Below are 15,571 nucleotides of genomic sequence, written 5' to 3'. Positions count from 1 at the left end.
CCGTCAATCGCTGCCCTCGAACGCACCCAGACTGGCCTGCTCACTCGGAACAGACATCCCGACGCGTGGTGTTCGCTCTTCCGCGCCCGTGTCTGTCCCCTGCGCTGGACTGGGCTGGTTGTCTCCTTCGACCGTGTTCTCGAAGGCATCGGTCACCCACTCGTGAAGCTCCTCGACCTCCTCGTCGTCGAGTTCGCGAACGCTCCCACCCAGCGAAGAGTACAAGGTCTGCCACGCTCGCTGGAACTCGACAGTCAGCGAGTCGCCCTGAATAACGTAGGCGTCCAGATTCAGGAAACAGCAGTTCAGCGCCGTCATTCGGGCACACAGTGGGGCCTTGTCTTGCCCGACAAACAGCGCGTCTGGCTGCTTTCGACCGGCGACCAATAGCGTCCGACCGCTCCCACAGGCCGGGTCAAGGACCGTCTGTCGGTCCTCGGTATCGCTCTCGTCTCCGACGCCGGCGATCTCGGCTATCGTCTCGCAAACAGAGTGGGGCGTGAAGTGCTGGCCGAACGCATCGCTGGACATCCCGTATTCCTCGTAGACAGCACCCAGAACGTCGGCGTCGGTAGCCGCCATCCGTTCTTGGAGCTGGCCGAACGCCTTGGCGAAGAGGTCGACCGAGCGCTGTCCGTCTGGATGGGCCATGTCACCGCGCTCGCGATAGTCGTCGACAATCTCCAGATATGGATCGTCTCGGTCCTGCAGTGCGAACAGCATGAGGTTGACCCAGTCTCGGAAGACCGTGTGCGCGCTGTGTCCCCGCTGGCGAATTTGCTCAAGCGTTGCAACAATCTCGTCGACGTCGATCTGTGGCGAAGCCATACTCTCTCAGCCACCAGAGAGTCACAAAATCTGGCCTGCTGGAGAGCGTCACCCTGAGAGTTCTACTTGCCAAGTGATCGGGTCAGGATAGGGACCGAGTGAATATAGAGCCTGTTCAGTCGTCGTCAGCCGTATATGCGCCACCACGGCGTTTGATCCGGGCGACAACAAGCAACTGTTCTTCTTGCCGAAACGTCACGGAGAGGCGGAACTGTCCGATTCGAATTTTCTTGTGTGGGCTGTTCTGAAGTGGTTCGCCGTACTCTGGCGGGTCGCGCCACGGCGAGGTGACGATCTCAGTGAGTTTATCGAGGATTCGGTCCTGTACCTCTGGTGAGAGCGAATTAAGATCATCCTGTGCCGTGGAAGAGAGTTCCCACGTCCACTCGTCATCACTCATCGCTTGTTCCGAACCTCTCACGCGCTTCTTCGGCGTCCATCGTTTTTCCTTCACGACTTTCTTCCTCAGCAGCGAGGAGTGCGATAAGTTCGTCGCGGTCGAACGTCGGGAACTCGACAGCATCTCGGAGTGTGTAACGAATAAACTCGCTCCGGCTGTTGAAACCGCGTCCTTGCCACGTCTTGTCGATTTCGTCGAGGAATGACTCTGTGGCTTTGAAATTCACTGTGACGATTTTATCCTCCTCGTCTCCTCCTGTGGTTGCTTCAGACATACGTCTGTAATACGTTGGTAGTACTATTAATGATTTTGCCGGGTTCATACTGAACACATCGATACGTCTACACGCATACTGAGCGGTCGTTTCAATTGCTTTCACGGATGAAGAGCCCGTATTCACAACAGCTACGACGAGTCGTACAGGTCTTCGACCGAGCGCCGGTAGTAGTTCTGGCTGGAGTCTGGAACTGGATCAGCTTCCTCCGGGTGCTTCGCGATGATGCTGGCGAACTGCTTGGGCGGCTTCCAACTGTCATCAATTTCGCGGGCCTCCAACTGTTTCATGACCGCATGCTCACCGTCAGCAGTGACGTACAGAACACGAATCCCCGGCTTCTCACTCAGTGGCCCTCTGAGTAGCTTTCCTGTTCGTGTATTCACCAGCCACTCAAGTAAGAGCCCAGCCCGGCACTGGATTGCGTACAGTTGCACCTCATCTTCCGCGGGAGATTCTGTGCGACCGTTGTCGGCCCACGATTGGGGCAGCGACCGATTGTCAGTTGCATCTTTCCATCGCCACTTCAACTTTTTCGGACCCGTATTCCCACGTTGGTATTTACTACTCATTGTTGGATTCTCTCAGCCACTAGAGAAACACAAAATCCGCTCTGTATCGCCTCTATAGCAACTTTTTTGCTGTTTGAGGGTATATGTGTTAGTACGCGGACTCATCATGAAAACAGCCGAGTCCCCCACTACGACTAGCGAGTGTTCGCCACCAAACCAGTGGATATCCCGCCAGCCCAGTGGCACGCGCGATCTCGACTTCCAGCGGATTCGTGACGACCGGTCAGCAACGTGGAACGCCGCTCTCGATGCCAGTGTCGACGTAACAAAGAGCGGCCGCCCGGACCTGTTTCTCGTCTCCGTCGACGGCGACTGTCCTGTGAACTGCTCGCTGGTCGAGCATCCCAACGGGATCCACGCCGGGTGGTGCAGTTGCGAAGTCTTCCAGGCGACGACCGTCTGCCCACATCTCTGTATTAGGAGATGAAGATAGGCATCTGATGTGTGGGAAATCAGGTGGTTCAGTCGTTTCAGTGGAATTGAGACTGAGGCAAAATTAGTGCATGATGAGTTATGCTTTAATACCTAGAGAAAATGACATGAACATGACCAACAGTTTCGATAAGCTAGGAGGCGAATATCTACGTATCAAGTTGGCGCTTGTGGTATGGGCGTTTGTTACGGTTGCCGCTACCCTCATATTGGACATGTTCATCAAGAGTATATTTGGTTTGGTTCTATCTCTGACAGTAGGAATTATATCTGCGTTCGTCACATACCGGGGTATTTAGACATTCTCGACTCCCGATATGACCTTCTTGAAGTCTCTAACTTTATTATCATCCATTTGTTCGGCCAAGTGTGGCGACCTTCCGAACTGCTGAGGTTCTTGTTTGGTTTTCATGAAACAGTTCGAATGCTTTGTACGGGCCGTGCTGTGTGAGCTATCACGACAGTCGATGGCCCACATGCCACTCAGGCCATTCACCGAGACTAACGGTCGTAACAGTGCGGTCATTCAGTACTCCGTGGAATCCCACGCATTGGGATCGCTATGTCCGACCACATCTCTGTGTTCTCCGCCAGCACGCTGCCCTCGGTGATCTCGACCTTCCAGAACGAACAAGCGACAGTCAGTCGTCGTCAGCCGTGTAAGCACCGCTCCGGTGTTCGATCCTGTGAATTTCAAGCACTGAGGCATCATGTGCAAGCACACATGCAAGACGGTACGTTCCAACTCGGAGTTTCCAGAACGGCCCGCCAGTCAGTGGTTCTAGGAAGTCCTTGGGCTCGCGCCATGTTGAGTCGACAACTTCGTCTAGTTTCGAAACGATTCGATCCTGAACGTGCGTATCGAGATCACCAAACTGCTCAGTCGCACGCTCAGTGAACTTCCACGTCCACTCAGCGTCACTCGTCATTACCGTCTTGATCCATCATTGCACGGACTTCCTCACGCGAAACCAGTTCAGCATTACCCGCCCGAAGATCGTGCTCGCTCGCGGCAATCTGTTTCCACCCACTCCGACTAAATGCGGGGTGCTTCACTGCATCCCGAGCGATATGGCGAAGGAACTCACTCCGCGAATTGAATCCCTCCTCCTGCCACGTTGCATCGATGTCTTCAAGAAACGATTTGCTCAATCGGAGGTTTATTTGTACCATCTCTGGACCGCCGTTTCCGGTATCGCTGTCTGCATCAGACATATACAAATGCTATACGCTCGTGTAGTATAATTCTTCACCTATTCTGAGACCTACGGCTGCTCTGTCGAGTAGTGGTATCGCCTCATCAGTCGTCGCCCATCGAGACACCGGCCAGCGGTCGAACGTCGACGCGCCCAGTCCGGTCGTGGTCAAGACACTGGCACAATCGTTCTCGAACCGTCGCCTGCGAACACGGCTCGACGCCAACCCCTAGCCGGGGGTCGTCTCGAATCTGGACGTACTCTGCGTCGACGTCCAGCGGCGTGTGCTCGACCCGGCACCATATTGTCGTCGCTCCGGCCCGGTCTAGATCAGTCACATACCGAGCAGCCACGGCTTCGTGGCGAAGTTCGACGAGGACTCGTTCGACAAACGATGCGACCTTCGTTGGCGACCGTAGCGCTGGTACCGACACAAAAACACTTGACGAGTCGTGCTGTGCTGCCGATTCGGGAGTATCAGTAACTGACATATGTCTCTCTCAGGACGTGCTTGCTGGCTCGCCCTGCACCCTCGCCGGGGTACGCAAAACAACGGTCGCGAGCGGTCACGCAACGATATACTCCTCGATCTCCTGGAACCACTGCCGGGCCGTCGTAATATGCACATCCAGCGGCTCGCAGATCGTCGCCTGCGTGAGCCGGATATCTGACTCTTTCCCGGCGAGGTACAGAGCGCCGGCTGCGACACCGTCTGGTCGCCCGTTAACCGCTGTTGACTCGGTCGCCTGCTCTGCGAGTTCGAGCGCCCGCTGGCGAATGTCCGGGGCAACGTCGAATGGAAGGTCCGAACAAATCCGCGCCACCCAGTCCACCGGGAGCGATACTGGGATCGGAAGGTCAAGTTCCACCAAGAACGTCCGGTAGCAGTTCCATATATGTGAGTCTGAACACCGTGCGACATCGGCTACCGTCTCCATCGTCACGAGGCCATTGCATCGGCAGGCAGCGTACACAGCGGCCGCTGCACCGCCCTCAATCGACCGTCCGATCAGGAGTCTTTTTCCTGTGCCTCCCGGAAGAGCGTGGCTGCCTGCTCTTTCACCGCGTTGCTCTCAGACAGCGCACTCGCAATGCGTCGGATTTCGCCAAGCCCGTGAGCGAGATTCCGGTCGCGCTTACTCGTGAACTTCGACCGGCCATGGAGCCGCCGCTGGCGAGCAAGCCGTCGACGCCGTCTCGGAGAGATGTCTGCACTCTCAACCGAGCCGATGTTCGTCGACAGGCCTTGGTCATGCCGAGTGGCAGTCCGGGGTGCGCCCGTCCGCTTCTGTTCCTCCTTGTCGTACGTCCGCCACGCTGGCCTGCGGTCGATCTGGTCTTGCTCGGTCACGAGGCCACAGTCCTCGCAGTTCGTTTCTCGCCCGCTGGTATCGAGCGTGCCGCCACATCGGGACAACCCGGCGTAGCTGCAGACAACGCTGTCTGGACAGTTTGTGAAGACATATTTCGAGACATCCTCTCACCTGACCGGAGGGGCAGAAAACACACTGCGGCCCCCGGTTAGGCGTCTGGCAGTTTTCCATCCGGGCGAGGGACTCGCTTGGCTTCAATCTCGATCTCGACCCGGCGACGGTGCTTGCATCGCTCGGCGATATCGGGACAGCTGCACGTCTCCTCAAGCACATCCACCTCGTACCGGCTATCCGACGCCGAATGAACCTCGTAGCGACCGGGCTTTGCGAGGAAGGAAACGTCGATATCTTCCTGCTTCGCTCGCTTCGTGCGTGGTTCGTCCTCGGAGGTGACGGCCAAGGGGTCCTCGTTGGGGTCTGTGACACCGCCGTCGTCGAACCGAACTTGCATGACTCCGCCGTCAGCGACTGCCTTGCGGGGTTCGCCGTCGACGTGCAACCCGAACTGGTCGTCCAGAGCGTCGTCGTCAACCCACTGCGGGATCGGTCTCTTGCCGGTCGCGAAGGCGACTCGTTTCTGGTGCTTGCACTCCTTGTCGGGGTTGTACTGCTTCCACTTGCACTCACAACTCCCTGTTCGAGTGTCGACAAGGTACTCTGAGCCAGACCCGGAGTTGACCAAGAAGAGGTCGGCAGCGTTTCGTGCCCGACCAATCGAGTCTAACACGGTCATGACTTCGGTCAGCGCCCGAACGGTCCGGTTGTTCGGGTCAGCCTCCTCCAGTTCGCTCTCATCGATGCTGCCGGCGTCGCTACGGGATTCTGTGGTAGCCATGAATGACAGGCGGCACGCCCTCTCTGGGACGCCCCTCACCCCGCTGGGGCGCAGAAAATTCGGGGACTAGAGTCTGTGCAAGCGTAATTCTCTTCTCGGACAGGAGTGGTCAGTACAGGGGAGACAGCGACCAGCTAGCTGTTTGCGAAATGCCAATATTCGCAGCGTCAAAAAACGCTATCAAATAGCCTGCCAATCAGGAAGACAACGACGAATGCACCGAACAAAATCACCACCGCTAGAAGGAAATCGGTGGGACTTCCCGACCCCTCAAGACCAATTTGTAAGGCGGGATACATCGTGTTCGGAAGGTTGGGTTAGAAGAGTAAATAGCCAGTGGGTGACGTGCTAAATTCGCAGGTCTACCTTGCAGCTGTTTCACTCGTCTCCACAGGTGAAGAAACTATATTCAGTGGCTGATATCATAGACCAAGACCCATTTTTTGGCCCCCAGTCGGGTGCGGGGCGGTCCAGTGAGAGCGTCCCGACAGTACCCATGGCACCGAAGACTACCAACGGCAAGCAGACCGGAGAACAGCACCCAGTATCCAGCGAAGCGCAGTTCCCAAACCTCACAGCCCACGCCGAGGGGACCGCAGATCGACTTCGGCGCGTGAATGAAACCGCGAAAGCCGATTCCCTCGAAACAATTGAGGTTAAGCCGATAAGTGGCGGCTGAAAACTTGAAAGCGTGATTATAAATGCCGTCGCCAAGGGAGCATTCACCATGATATTTAGATTCATTTATTACACATAATCAACTGGTTGGCTTGATTCCAGCGGGACTGTCCGCAAATCATAATATATAAGTAGTTTTTAGGCCAGCCTAAAGTATGCAGAATAAAGATATCTTGGACTGCTGTCAACGTCGGAGGGAAATTCTGAAAGCTGGCTGTAGTATCGTTGGCGGCGGGATAGTTGCCGGTTGTCTCGGTACCACCGACGACTCGTCGTCGGATGACACCACTCCTACGTCCCCATCTGGTGAAGAGTCAATGACAGAAGCTGACGATCCAACACCGTACGAAGTGACAGTCAAACCAGCCGGGACCCATACGTTTGACTCAGTGCCCGAAACCTATGCAAGTTTTCCCGGAGCTTGGATGGATATTGCGATGGCATTGGGTATCAAGCCATCTGCAATGATGTCTCTTGAGGAAGAGCAGCTGAAATACTACAAAGCACTTCCTGACGTTGCTGTCGATCTGGGTTCCGTAGAGACTCTTTTGGATTCCAATGATTCGGAATTCGACAAGGAAGTGTTCTACGAGGTTGATGCTGACGTACACCTGATGGACCCGCGGATTCTCAAGCGGTACTCGGGGTGGAACGATGACGATCTTGAAGAGATAGAGCACAATGTCGGTCCGATACTGGGATCGATGATCCGCTTCCCATACGAACGCCATCCGTACTACACACTGTACGAAGCTGTCGAGAAAGCAGCAAAAATCTTCCAGCGGCAAGAACGGTACGATGCATGGGTCGATCTCAAAGACGAGGTGTTTGCCGAGATACAGTCTCGTCTGCCTGATGACAAACCGACTGTCGGCGCATTTATCATCGATTTCGATATTGAAGGCAAAAGCCTGCGGGCGGCAGAGATCGATGCATTCCGAAACGACACCAGAACCTTTCGTAAACTGGGCGTCAACAGTGCGTTCAAAGGGGACACCTACGTCCGATACAAAGAGATCGGTTACGAGAAACTCCTCGATGTCGACCCGGAATACATTGCACTCATCGATAATCTGACGACGGAAAATAACGAGTCCTTCCAGCAAACCCTTCAGGCAGCCAAGAATCACGAAACGTTGAGTGAGTTGACTGCAGTCCAAAACGAGAACTTCGTTCGGTCGGCTGGGACGAATATGGGACCGATCATTGACCTATTTTCGGCGGAGGCAGTTGCGATGCAGTTGTACCCGGATGAGTTTGGCGAGTGGCCTGGGTCTGTCGGCGACGTTCCCACCGAGCACCAGTTATTCGACCGACAGCGGGTTGCTGATATCATCAATGGAAGAGTGTGAATCGGCGATCGGTTGTAGTTAGTTCCCCCAGAAACTGCAAAAGATCTCCTGAAGTTGCATACTATGGAGTATTTCGGGACAGGAGCGTTTCTTGTGAAACTTTGTTTTAGTTAACTAAACCATAATTGTTTTATTAGCGTCCCTACCGTATCTCACATGATGTCGAGATTTATACAATACCTTCCGGCAAGCAGCTCCGTGAGGTCATATTCTTCTGTCGGCAGTGAGGTGAGTGCTAATGCCTAAACACTGTTCGAGACGGGAACTGCTGGGCGGTGCTGTGGCTGGAGCTGCTGGCCTGATTGCAGGCTGTAGTTCCTCAAAGGCCGATTCTGAGGATTCATTTACTGTTGCGTTGGCGCGAGATCCAACACGGCAAAAGTGGGATGTCTACAACGGTATCACACCGTATTATACGCATGTGTTTGAACCGCTCGTTGACACCACAGCGGAGATGGAAACCGCGCCGCTGCTTGCCACAGAATGGGAGGCCGTCGACGAGACGACGTGGGAGTTTTCCTTACGCAATAATGTCACATTCCACAACGGAGACCCGCTGACAGCCGACGCGGTTGTCCGCTCCTTTGACCGTGTTTTTGAGCAGTGGTCGTGGGTCCCGGGCTGGATTGGTGTCACGTCTGACGGCGTCACGGCAGTAGATGACACCACTGTTCGGTTCGAGACAACGGACCCCTTCCCCGCGTTTCCTGGCACAATCTCACACCAGTATTTCGGCATTCAACACCCTGATGAAAACGAGACGCCGACTGGGACAGGCCCGTTTGAGGTCGATGAAGTCACGGCAGGACAGTCAATCACGCTTACGCCGTTTGCTGACTATCGAGACGGGACAGCTACTCCCACAGAACTCACTTTTGAGTGGATCAAGGATCCCAACACGCGCGTGCTGTCTCTTGAAAAAGGTTCAGTCGATATCGCACAACAAATCCCGAAAAGCCGGGCTACGGCGCTTGTCGAGGCTTCGGAGATGGGGATAAACACGTATCTCACACCTGAGGCTGGGCTCGTCGCAGTCAATCTGTATCGGTCGCCGACCGATGACGAGCAACTTCGAAAGGCACTCAACTGGGCTGTCGACCAGAGCCAGATCGTCGAGAATGTTCTCAACGATATTGGCAAGCCAGCACATGGACCGATTTCGTCTACTATTCCATGGTCAATTCACGATGAACTCCCGACCTACGGGCCAGACCTAGATCGGGCACGGGACCTCGTTGAGGCGTCCAGATACGACGGCGAAACGCTATCGGTTCTGATCAATAGCAAAAATGCCGACGATAGAACGATCGCACAGACGCTTTCCGGTTGGTTCAAAGAGATAGGCGTCACAAGCGAGATTCGACAGATCGATCCGGCATCGTTCAACGATAGGTTCACCGCGGGCGAAGCGAACCTGACGCTCGTCGGTTTCGGATCGAAGAGCGCTGCCTGTGACTATCTTATTCGGGCAATGTTCCACTCCGAAGGCAGTGACAATCGGAAACGCTACAAACAAGACGGCACCGGCATCTACAATCCTGGCCCAGAAGTCGACCGCCTCATCGAGCAGGGATACCGGGCAGAAAATCTGGAGGCAAAACGGGACTACTACGGTGAAGTCCAGCGGCGCGTGGTCGATACCGGAGCGGTCATCCCACTGTACTACAATGAGTCTGTCTTCGGCCGGCGGGCGGATGTCTCCGGTATCGACAGCCACCCGGTAGACAACATGATCGAATGGTCCGGACTCACGCGAGAACAATGAACAGGGATGGCGTGAGCGTAGGGTTCCTGCGTTCCCGGTCTGGTACTGGCTGGATTCGCCATCTGGGGCCGATATGCCAACCGCCACCAGCCAGTGATTCTGCGGTAATAGGCCAGATGGTATCGACGAGAAATCGAATGAGATGGATACAGTGTGTGATATCGTATGTATAAATTCACGCGACGACAGACATTGTTTGCAGCTGCAGCCGGTATTTCAGGCCTCAGTGGGTATTGGCTACAAAGCGGCGAAAGCGTAGACGATGACACGTTCAGGGTTGGCTCACCGTGGACGCCGGATGCGATAGATCCCGTGGCAAACGGCTGGCTCTGGCGACGCCTCAATGTGCTTGAGCCACTGCTTACCGTCGATTACGACGCGACTGTGTCACCGGGCTTGGCCACTGACTGGCACATGGTCAACGACAGGACGTGGGAGTTCACACTCCGTGAAGGAGTCACATTCCACGACGGGACTGAGGTGACCGCAGAAACTGTGCTCCCGTCGCTCACACGAGCATTCGAATCAAGTTCGATGGCTGCAGTCCCGGTCGAATCAGTCGAAGCCGCTGCTGACCGGACGATTATAATTCAAACTACAGTTCCGTTCTCACCACTGCCAGCACACTGTACCCGTGGGATTACCTGCCCTGTTTCACCGTCTGCAATCGCCAACGATGGGTCAATCACTGAGCCGATCGGTACTGGTCCGTTTCAATTCGAAAACTGGGAGCCAAGCTCGACAATCACAACGACCGCTACCCCGGACTACCACGGGTCGACCGCACACATCGAGACACTAATCTACGAAGGCATCACTGACGACCAGACTCGGCGGCTAAAGCTCGAAAACGGGGAACTGGATATGGCACGTATTCTTCCGAACAAGGCAGCGGATACACTTGCATCCAGTCCCGATCTCACTGCTCACACGTACAAGATTCCGCGAGCCCGATACCTTGTGTTCGACCTCGACTCTGCACCGTTTGCGGACAGAAAAGTCCGTCGCGCGGTAATGTATGCTATCGACCGGGACCACATCGTTGATTCGTTGCTGAATGGGCTGGGGTCGAAAGCGATCGGTCCGTTCCCAGCGGATGTAACGGAGTGGGCCGCAGAGCTCGAACCGTATGAATACTCGCCTGATAAGGCACGGAGGCTCCTCACTGAAGCGGGATGGGAACCGGATGGGGACACCCGTACCCGTGACGGTGACACACTCTCGGTGTCGATCTGGACGTACAATACCCGTCCACTGCTGCCCACGATTGCCGAAGTGATACAGACACAGCTTCAGGCGGTTGGCTTCGATGTCGATATTTCAGTCATGGAGTCCTCGACAATCAAAGAGCAAGCAACAAACGGGGAGTTCGATACCGTTCTGTGGTCGAGTTCAGTGTTATGGTATCCTGACCCGGACCGACTGTCTGACCTCGTTCATTCGGAGACGGCGACGATGTTCAGTGGCTACGAGAGCGAAGCGGTCGATCGGCACCTCGAAGCAGCTAGGCGGACAGCCGACCGTGACGAGCGGTTCGAGCGATACGCAGCGGTCCAGCGGCGTATGCAACGTGACCTCCCTCTCGGCTGGCTCACCTACTACGCAAACGTCATCGGGACTCGTGCCGACGTCGAGGGATACCAGCCCCATCCCATCGAATCCTGTTATCATCTGGAGGAGGTCACACAGCGGCGATGACTGGGGCGGGACTCTGCAAACGACTGCTGACGATGGCAATCGTTCTGCTGGGCGTGTCGCTGCTCACGTACGGGCTGGTCTTCGTCACACCGGGGGATCCGGCGCGAACGATTCTGACCCAACAGATGGGTGGACAGGCACCATCTCAGGATGCAGTCGATCAGTTTCGAGCTGAAAATGGGCTTGACGACCCATTCATAGTCCAGTATGCCCGCTGGATGGGGAACGCACTGCAAGGCGACCTCGGTCAATCGTACTACAGCGACCGGTCTGTCTCTGATATGATTGTCCAACGGTTGCCGAATACAATCGCACTCGCTGTTGCATCGATGCTCGTCGCGCTTGTAATAGCTCTCCCGGCCGGAATTGCCAGCGCGAGTAATCCGGGGAGCCGGATTGACTACGCCGCACAGATCGGCTCGCTAATTGGAGTCTCAATGCCGAACTTCTGGCTTGGGTATCTGCTTATTATCGTCTGTGCGCTCCGTCTCAACCTCCTTCCGGTGGCCGGCGCGGCTGGACCGAAATATCTGGTTCTCCCCTCACTGACGCTTGGCTCTGGAATGGCTGCGGTTATCGCGCGACTGGTTCGAACAGCGATGCTTGATGTTCTGGATGACGCGTACATCCAGGCCGCCAGATCGAAAGGGTTGCGCGAACGGATTCTCGTCTATAAACACGCGCTCCGGAACGCGCTTGTGCCCGTCGTGACGATTATAGGTTTGCAGTTGAGTTACGTCCTTAACGGCGCAGTTGTTATCGAAGTAGTGTTTCAACGGCCGGGCTTGGGGACGTTACTCGTTGATGCAATCTTTGCTCGTGACTACCCGGTCGTACAGGGCGTAACACTGCTAATCGGCGTCATCTTTGTCTTGGTGAACTTTGCAGTCGACCTGACGTATAGCCGACTTGACCCACGAATCGACCTCGGAGGTGAGCACACATGAGCGACCGAACAGCCGACAGAAGAAAGCAGCAGGAAGCCACCAAGCAACCGAGGGGAACTGACGGACTCGCAACGGACCGCCTCGGACAATTCGGAATCGGAGTTGTGCTCACGTTGCTCGTCCTTGCGGCACTTGGACCAGTTGTTTCGCCCTACGATCCAGTCGAACAGGACCTTTCGAACAGGCTTGAATCTCCGTCACTGTCTCATCCGTTCGGGACCGACCAGCTGGGTAGAGACGTACTGACAAGACTCCTTCATGGTGCGCGATTCTCGCTCGGTATCGCCGTCGCTGTAACCACTGTACGACTTATTATGGGGACGGCAGTCGGCCTCCTCGCCGGCTACGCCGGTGGCTGGATTGATGAGACGCTGATGCGACTTGTCGATACACTGCTTGCGTTCCCTGGAATCGTCCTCGCACTTGTCATCGCCGGGATTCTGGGGCCGAGTCTGGTGAACGTGATGCTTGCACTGTCGGTCGTTGGTTGGGCATCGTACGCACGGTTAGTTCGGAGTAACGTACTCTCGCTTCGAGAGCGTGAGTTTGTAAGCGCCGCACGATTGCTCGGCCGGTCACGAACGCACATCGCAACCCGCCACTTACTCCCGAACGTCGTTGCACCAGTTGTCGTTCTGGCAACGCTTGACATCGGCAGCGTCATTCTCGGCACAGCGGGACTTTCATTCCTTGGGCTGGGCGCACAGCCACCTACACCTGAATGGGGGACAATGCTTGCATCCGGACGCAGCTATCTCAGACAGGCGTGGTGGCTTGTCAACGCTCCGGGCCTTTGTATCATGCTCACCGTGCTCGGCTTCAATCTTCTCGGAGACAGCCTTCGAGATATGCTTTCACCTACGCAGACAGCCCAGATGGAGGAACTGTAGCAATGAGTGAACCACTGCTTCGCGTCGAGAACTTACAGACTCGTTTCGACACTGATCACGGGACTGTCGACGCGGTCAACGGGGTGTCGTTCACCGTCGACCGGGGCGAAATTGTCGGTATACTCGGTGAAAGTGGGAGCGGCAAGTCTGTTACTGCCAGATCAATTTGCCGACTTGAAGACCCGGGAAACATCGTTGGCGGATCCATTACCTTTGCTGAAAGAGAGCTAACAACTGCCACTGAAGCGACACTGCGTCGACTACGTGGAAATAAGCTCTCGATGGTCTTTCAGGACCCGACGGAAAGCTTGAACCCTGTGTTTTCGGTCGGCGAGCAGATCGCAGAATCGGTTCGGGTACACGAATCGAGCGAGACACAACGTCTGCTAGATTTCCTCGGTGTGTCACCGTTCCGTGACCGGTCAGCGTGGGAGAACGCACGGGAGCGCGCTATCGAGTTGCTGGACCAAGTAGGCATCCCGAACCCGGAAGCAAATGTATCGTCATTCCCACACGAATTTTCTGGTGGCCTCCGGCAACGAGCAGTCCTCGCCATTGCACTGGCCAGTGAACCCGCGTTGCTGGTTGCCGACGAGCCAACAACAGCACTTGACACAACCACACAGGCAGATATTCTCAGTCGATTGCGCTCGTTACGTGACGAGCAGAATATCGGCATACTGCTTATCTCCCATGATATCGGTGTGATTGCACAGACATGTGACCGTGTCGTGGTACTCTATGACGGACAGGTAATGGAGGCCGGTCCCGTCGAGCGAATACTGACCGCACCGGAACATCCGTACACGAGAGCACTCCTTTCGTGTTCGGTCCGAAACAGCGACGCTGACAAGCAAGTCCAGTCCGCCATGGCACGTCCACGAGACCCCAGCAGCAGCCACGAGGGCTGTCCGTTTGCCGACCGCTGCCAGTATGTGACCGAAACGTGTCGCTCTGGGCCGATTCCGACGACTGAGGCCGCGTCGGACCACCGACTCGCCTGCGTCGAAGCACCGTTCTCTGAAGCCAAGTTCGTGTCCGAACAGCAGGAGATTCCGGCAGCTAACGGAGGACAACAGAATGACACAGCGTAACCAAACTCCAGATGATGTGCAGTCTGGTACTCCTGTGGTCGAAGTACAAAACGTCTCGAAAGCGTTTTCATCGACACGATCCGTCCTCGGTCGGTTGCGTAGCAGCGACTCACCGGCGAAAGCGGTCTGTGATGTATCCTTAGCCGTCCAACGAGGCGAAACACTGGGACTTGTTGGTGAGAGTGGCTGCGGGAAATCAACACTCGCGAAACTCATCACCGGGCAGCTCACCCCGGACGATGGGCAAGTTCGTCTCGATGGAACGCGCGTCGGTGAGCTCTCAGAGCGTTCCACCGCGCAACGGCGGCGAGTCGGCGTCGTGTTTCAACACGCCCGGGGAAGCTTTGACCCCCGGTGGCCCATCGGTCGATCAATTGCTGAAGCCAGTAGCGACGCCACCTCGGCTTCCCTACATGACACCGGTCCAGACGAGGTCGCTGAGCTGTTGTGCAGTGTTGATCTCGCGCCAGCAATCGCTGACCGGTATCCCCGGGAACTCTCCGGCGGCGAAATACAGCGCGTCGCTCTCGCCCGAGCGATTGCACACGACCCCGATATAATCGTACTCGATGAGCCAGTCTCCGGACTCGACATGGCCACACAGGCGAGAGTTCTTTCACTTCTCGCAGACATACAACAGCAGTTCGGTGTCGGCTACGTGTTTATCTCCCATGACCTCAATGTCGTCAGGTTCCTCGCTGATAGGGTCGCGGTAATGTATGCTGGCGAACTCGTCGAAGTCGGGCAAGCAGGCGACCTGTTCCAGTCACCAACCCATCCCTATACTGAAGCGTTAATCCGTGCGATTCCGAGTGATGACCCACGAGATCCCCCGCCAGTGCCGCTTCACGGTGCTCCTCCTGACCCAGCAGATAGACCGGAAGGCTGCCCATTCCATCCACGTTGTCCGGCCGTGACACAATCCTGTCAGGAACACCATCCGTCACTCGAAGAGGTTCGGGAGACACACGTTCGGTGTCTTCATGCTCCGGAAGCGACAGGCGAAACAGACATAAATGAGTCCCATACTGAAAATGGACTCTGAGATGAGTCGATTCTGAGCCCATGAAAACCGATTATTCTACTCAAAGTCAACGTTTTTGTGGGTGCTTTCACCAGTCATCACTGACTTCACTCTCGTCACAGAAGATGTCCTCATCAAGATAATCAACGAGTAACCGGGCAGGTCATGCTCACAACCTCTTCCGTGTCGTCTGTATAAATATTGCCGCCGATC

At 55.7% G+C, this 15,571-nt stretch carries 16 protein-coding genes and 1 pseudogene; 8 read left to right on the top strand and 9 right to left on the bottom strand.

Annotated elements, in window-relative coordinates:
* Positions 1-3: 3 nt before the first annotated feature.
* From VI340_RS18955 to VI340_RS19920, 4 genes are all read right to left on the bottom strand, one after another.
* The gene (locus VI340_RS18955; protein WP_336358955.1) at positions 4-828 is read right to left on the bottom strand and encodes an N-6 DNA methylase; all 825 of its coding nucleotides are present in this window, start codon (positions 826-828) and stop codon (positions 4-6) included.
* Positions 829-943: 115 nt separating this feature from the next.
* Positions 944-1,228: a type II toxin-antitoxin system RelE family toxin gene (locus VI340_RS18950; RefSeq protein WP_050007922.1), complete on the bottom strand. Its 285-nt coding sequence runs from the start codon at positions 1,226-1,228 to the stop codon at positions 944-946.
* Positions 1,221-1,502: a ribbon-helix-helix domain-containing protein gene (locus VI340_RS18945; RefSeq protein ID WP_050007921.1), complete on the bottom strand. Its 282-nt coding sequence runs from the start codon at positions 1,500-1,502 to the stop codon at positions 1,221-1,223. The genes VI340_RS18950 and VI340_RS18945 overlap by 8 nt, the downstream gene beginning before the upstream one ends.
* 131 nt (positions 1,503-1,633) lie before the next feature.
* On the bottom strand, positions 1,634-2,074 hold the full coding sequence (locus tag VI340_RS19920) for a hypothetical protein (protein WP_442905130.1): 441 nt from the start codon (positions 2,072-2,074) through the stop codon (positions 1,634-1,636).
* 106 nt (positions 2,075-2,180) lie between these two features.
* Here VI340_RS19920 and VI340_RS18935 point away from each other — a divergent pair, with 106 nt between their 5' ends.
* Positions 2,181-2,501: a hypothetical protein gene (locus tag VI340_RS18935; RefSeq protein ID WP_336358953.1), complete on the top strand. Its 321-nt coding sequence runs from the start codon at positions 2,181-2,183 to the stop codon at positions 2,499-2,501.
* A 646-nt stretch (positions 2,502-3,147) separates the two neighbouring features.
* Here VI340_RS18935 and VI340_RS18930 read toward each other — a convergent pair.
* The 5 genes and pseudogenes from VI340_RS18930 to VI340_RS18910 all read right to left on the bottom strand — a co-directional run bounded on the left by VI340_RS18930 (position 3,148) and on the right by VI340_RS18910 (position 5,910).
* Positions 3,148-3,435 carry a type II toxin-antitoxin system RelE family toxin gene (locus tag VI340_RS18930; protein WP_004966184.1) on the bottom strand — a complete coding sequence of 96 codons (288 nt, stop codon included), beginning with the start codon at positions 3,433-3,435 and terminating at the stop codon, positions 3,148-3,150.
* Positions 3,425-3,721, bottom strand: coding sequence for a ribbon-helix-helix domain-containing protein (locus VI340_RS18925; protein WP_336358952.1), 297 nt, complete (start codon positions 3,719-3,721; stop codon positions 3,425-3,427). The genes VI340_RS18930 and VI340_RS18925 overlap by 11 nt, the downstream gene beginning before the upstream one ends.
* Positions 3,722-3,806: 85 nt before the next feature.
* Positions 3,807-4,040, bottom strand: coding sequence for a hypothetical protein (locus VI340_RS18920; protein ID WP_336358951.1), 234 nt, complete (start codon positions 4,038-4,040; stop codon positions 3,807-3,809).
* 228 nt (positions 4,041-4,268) lie between these two features.
* Positions 4,269-5,166 (bottom strand): annotated as a pseudogene (locus tag VI340_RS18915) (transcription initiation factor IIB).
* Positions 5,167-5,223: 57 nt separating this feature from the next.
* Positions 5,224-5,910 (bottom strand): hypothetical protein, encoded by a 687-nt coding sequence (locus tag VI340_RS18910; RefSeq protein ID WP_336358950.1) that lies wholly within the window; start codon positions 5,908-5,910, stop codon positions 5,224-5,226.
* Positions 5,911-6,743: 833 nt separating this feature from the next.
* Between VI340_RS18910 and VI340_RS18905 the strand changes: the two genes are divergently transcribed.
* The 7 genes from VI340_RS18905 (at position 6,744) to VI340_RS19915 (ending at position 15,379) form a co-directional block, all read left to right on the top strand.
* Positions 6,744-7,940, top strand: coding sequence for an ABC transporter substrate-binding protein (locus VI340_RS18905; RefSeq protein ID WP_049942851.1), 1,197 nt, complete (start codon positions 6,744-6,746; stop codon positions 7,938-7,940).
* A gap of 238 nt (positions 7,941-8,178) precedes the next feature.
* On the top strand, positions 8,179-9,705 hold the full coding sequence (locus tag VI340_RS18900) for an ABC transporter substrate-binding protein (RefSeq protein ID WP_336358949.1): 1,527 nt from the start codon (positions 8,179-8,181) through the stop codon (positions 9,703-9,705).
* Positions 9,706-9,870: 165 nt separating this feature from the next.
* Positions 9,871-11,403 carry an ABC transporter substrate-binding protein gene (locus VI340_RS18895; protein ID WP_049942850.1) on the top strand — a complete coding sequence of 511 codons (1,533 nt, stop codon included), beginning with the start codon at positions 9,871-9,873 and terminating at the stop codon, positions 11,401-11,403.
* Entirely contained in the window at positions 11,400-12,350 is a 951-nt protein-coding gene (gene nikB / locus VI340_RS18890) for a nickel ABC transporter permease (RefSeq protein ID WP_336330953.1), read from the top strand. The genes VI340_RS18895 and nikB overlap by 4 nt, the downstream gene beginning before the upstream one ends.
* Entirely contained in the window at positions 12,347-13,240 is an 894-nt protein-coding gene (nikC, locus tag VI340_RS18885; RefSeq protein ID WP_008308590.1) for a nickel transporter permease, read from the top strand. Before nikB ends, nikC begins: the two co-directional genes overlap by 4 nt.
* 2 nt (positions 13,241-13,242) lie before the next feature.
* A complete protein-coding gene (locus VI340_RS18880; protein ID WP_336330954.1) occupies positions 13,243-14,334 on the top strand; it encodes an ABC transporter ATP-binding protein in 1,092 nt (363 codons plus the stop codon).
* Positions 14,321-15,379: an oligopeptide/dipeptide ABC transporter ATP-binding protein gene (locus VI340_RS19915; RefSeq protein ID WP_442905039.1), complete on the top strand. Its 1,059-nt coding sequence runs from the start codon at positions 14,321-14,323 to the stop codon at positions 15,377-15,379. Before VI340_RS18880 ends, VI340_RS19915 begins: the two co-directional genes overlap by 14 nt.
* Positions 15,380-15,571: the final 192 nt, after the last annotated feature.

This window comes from Haloarcula sp. CGMCC 1.6347, assembly GCF_037078395.1.
Classification (GTDB): domain Archaea; phylum Halobacteriota; class Halobacteria; order Halobacteriales; family Haloarculaceae; genus Haloarcula; species Haloarcula amylolytica.
The sequence above is the reverse complement of the archived record's forward strand: the minus strand, read 5'-3'. Positions and strand labels throughout refer to the sequence as shown.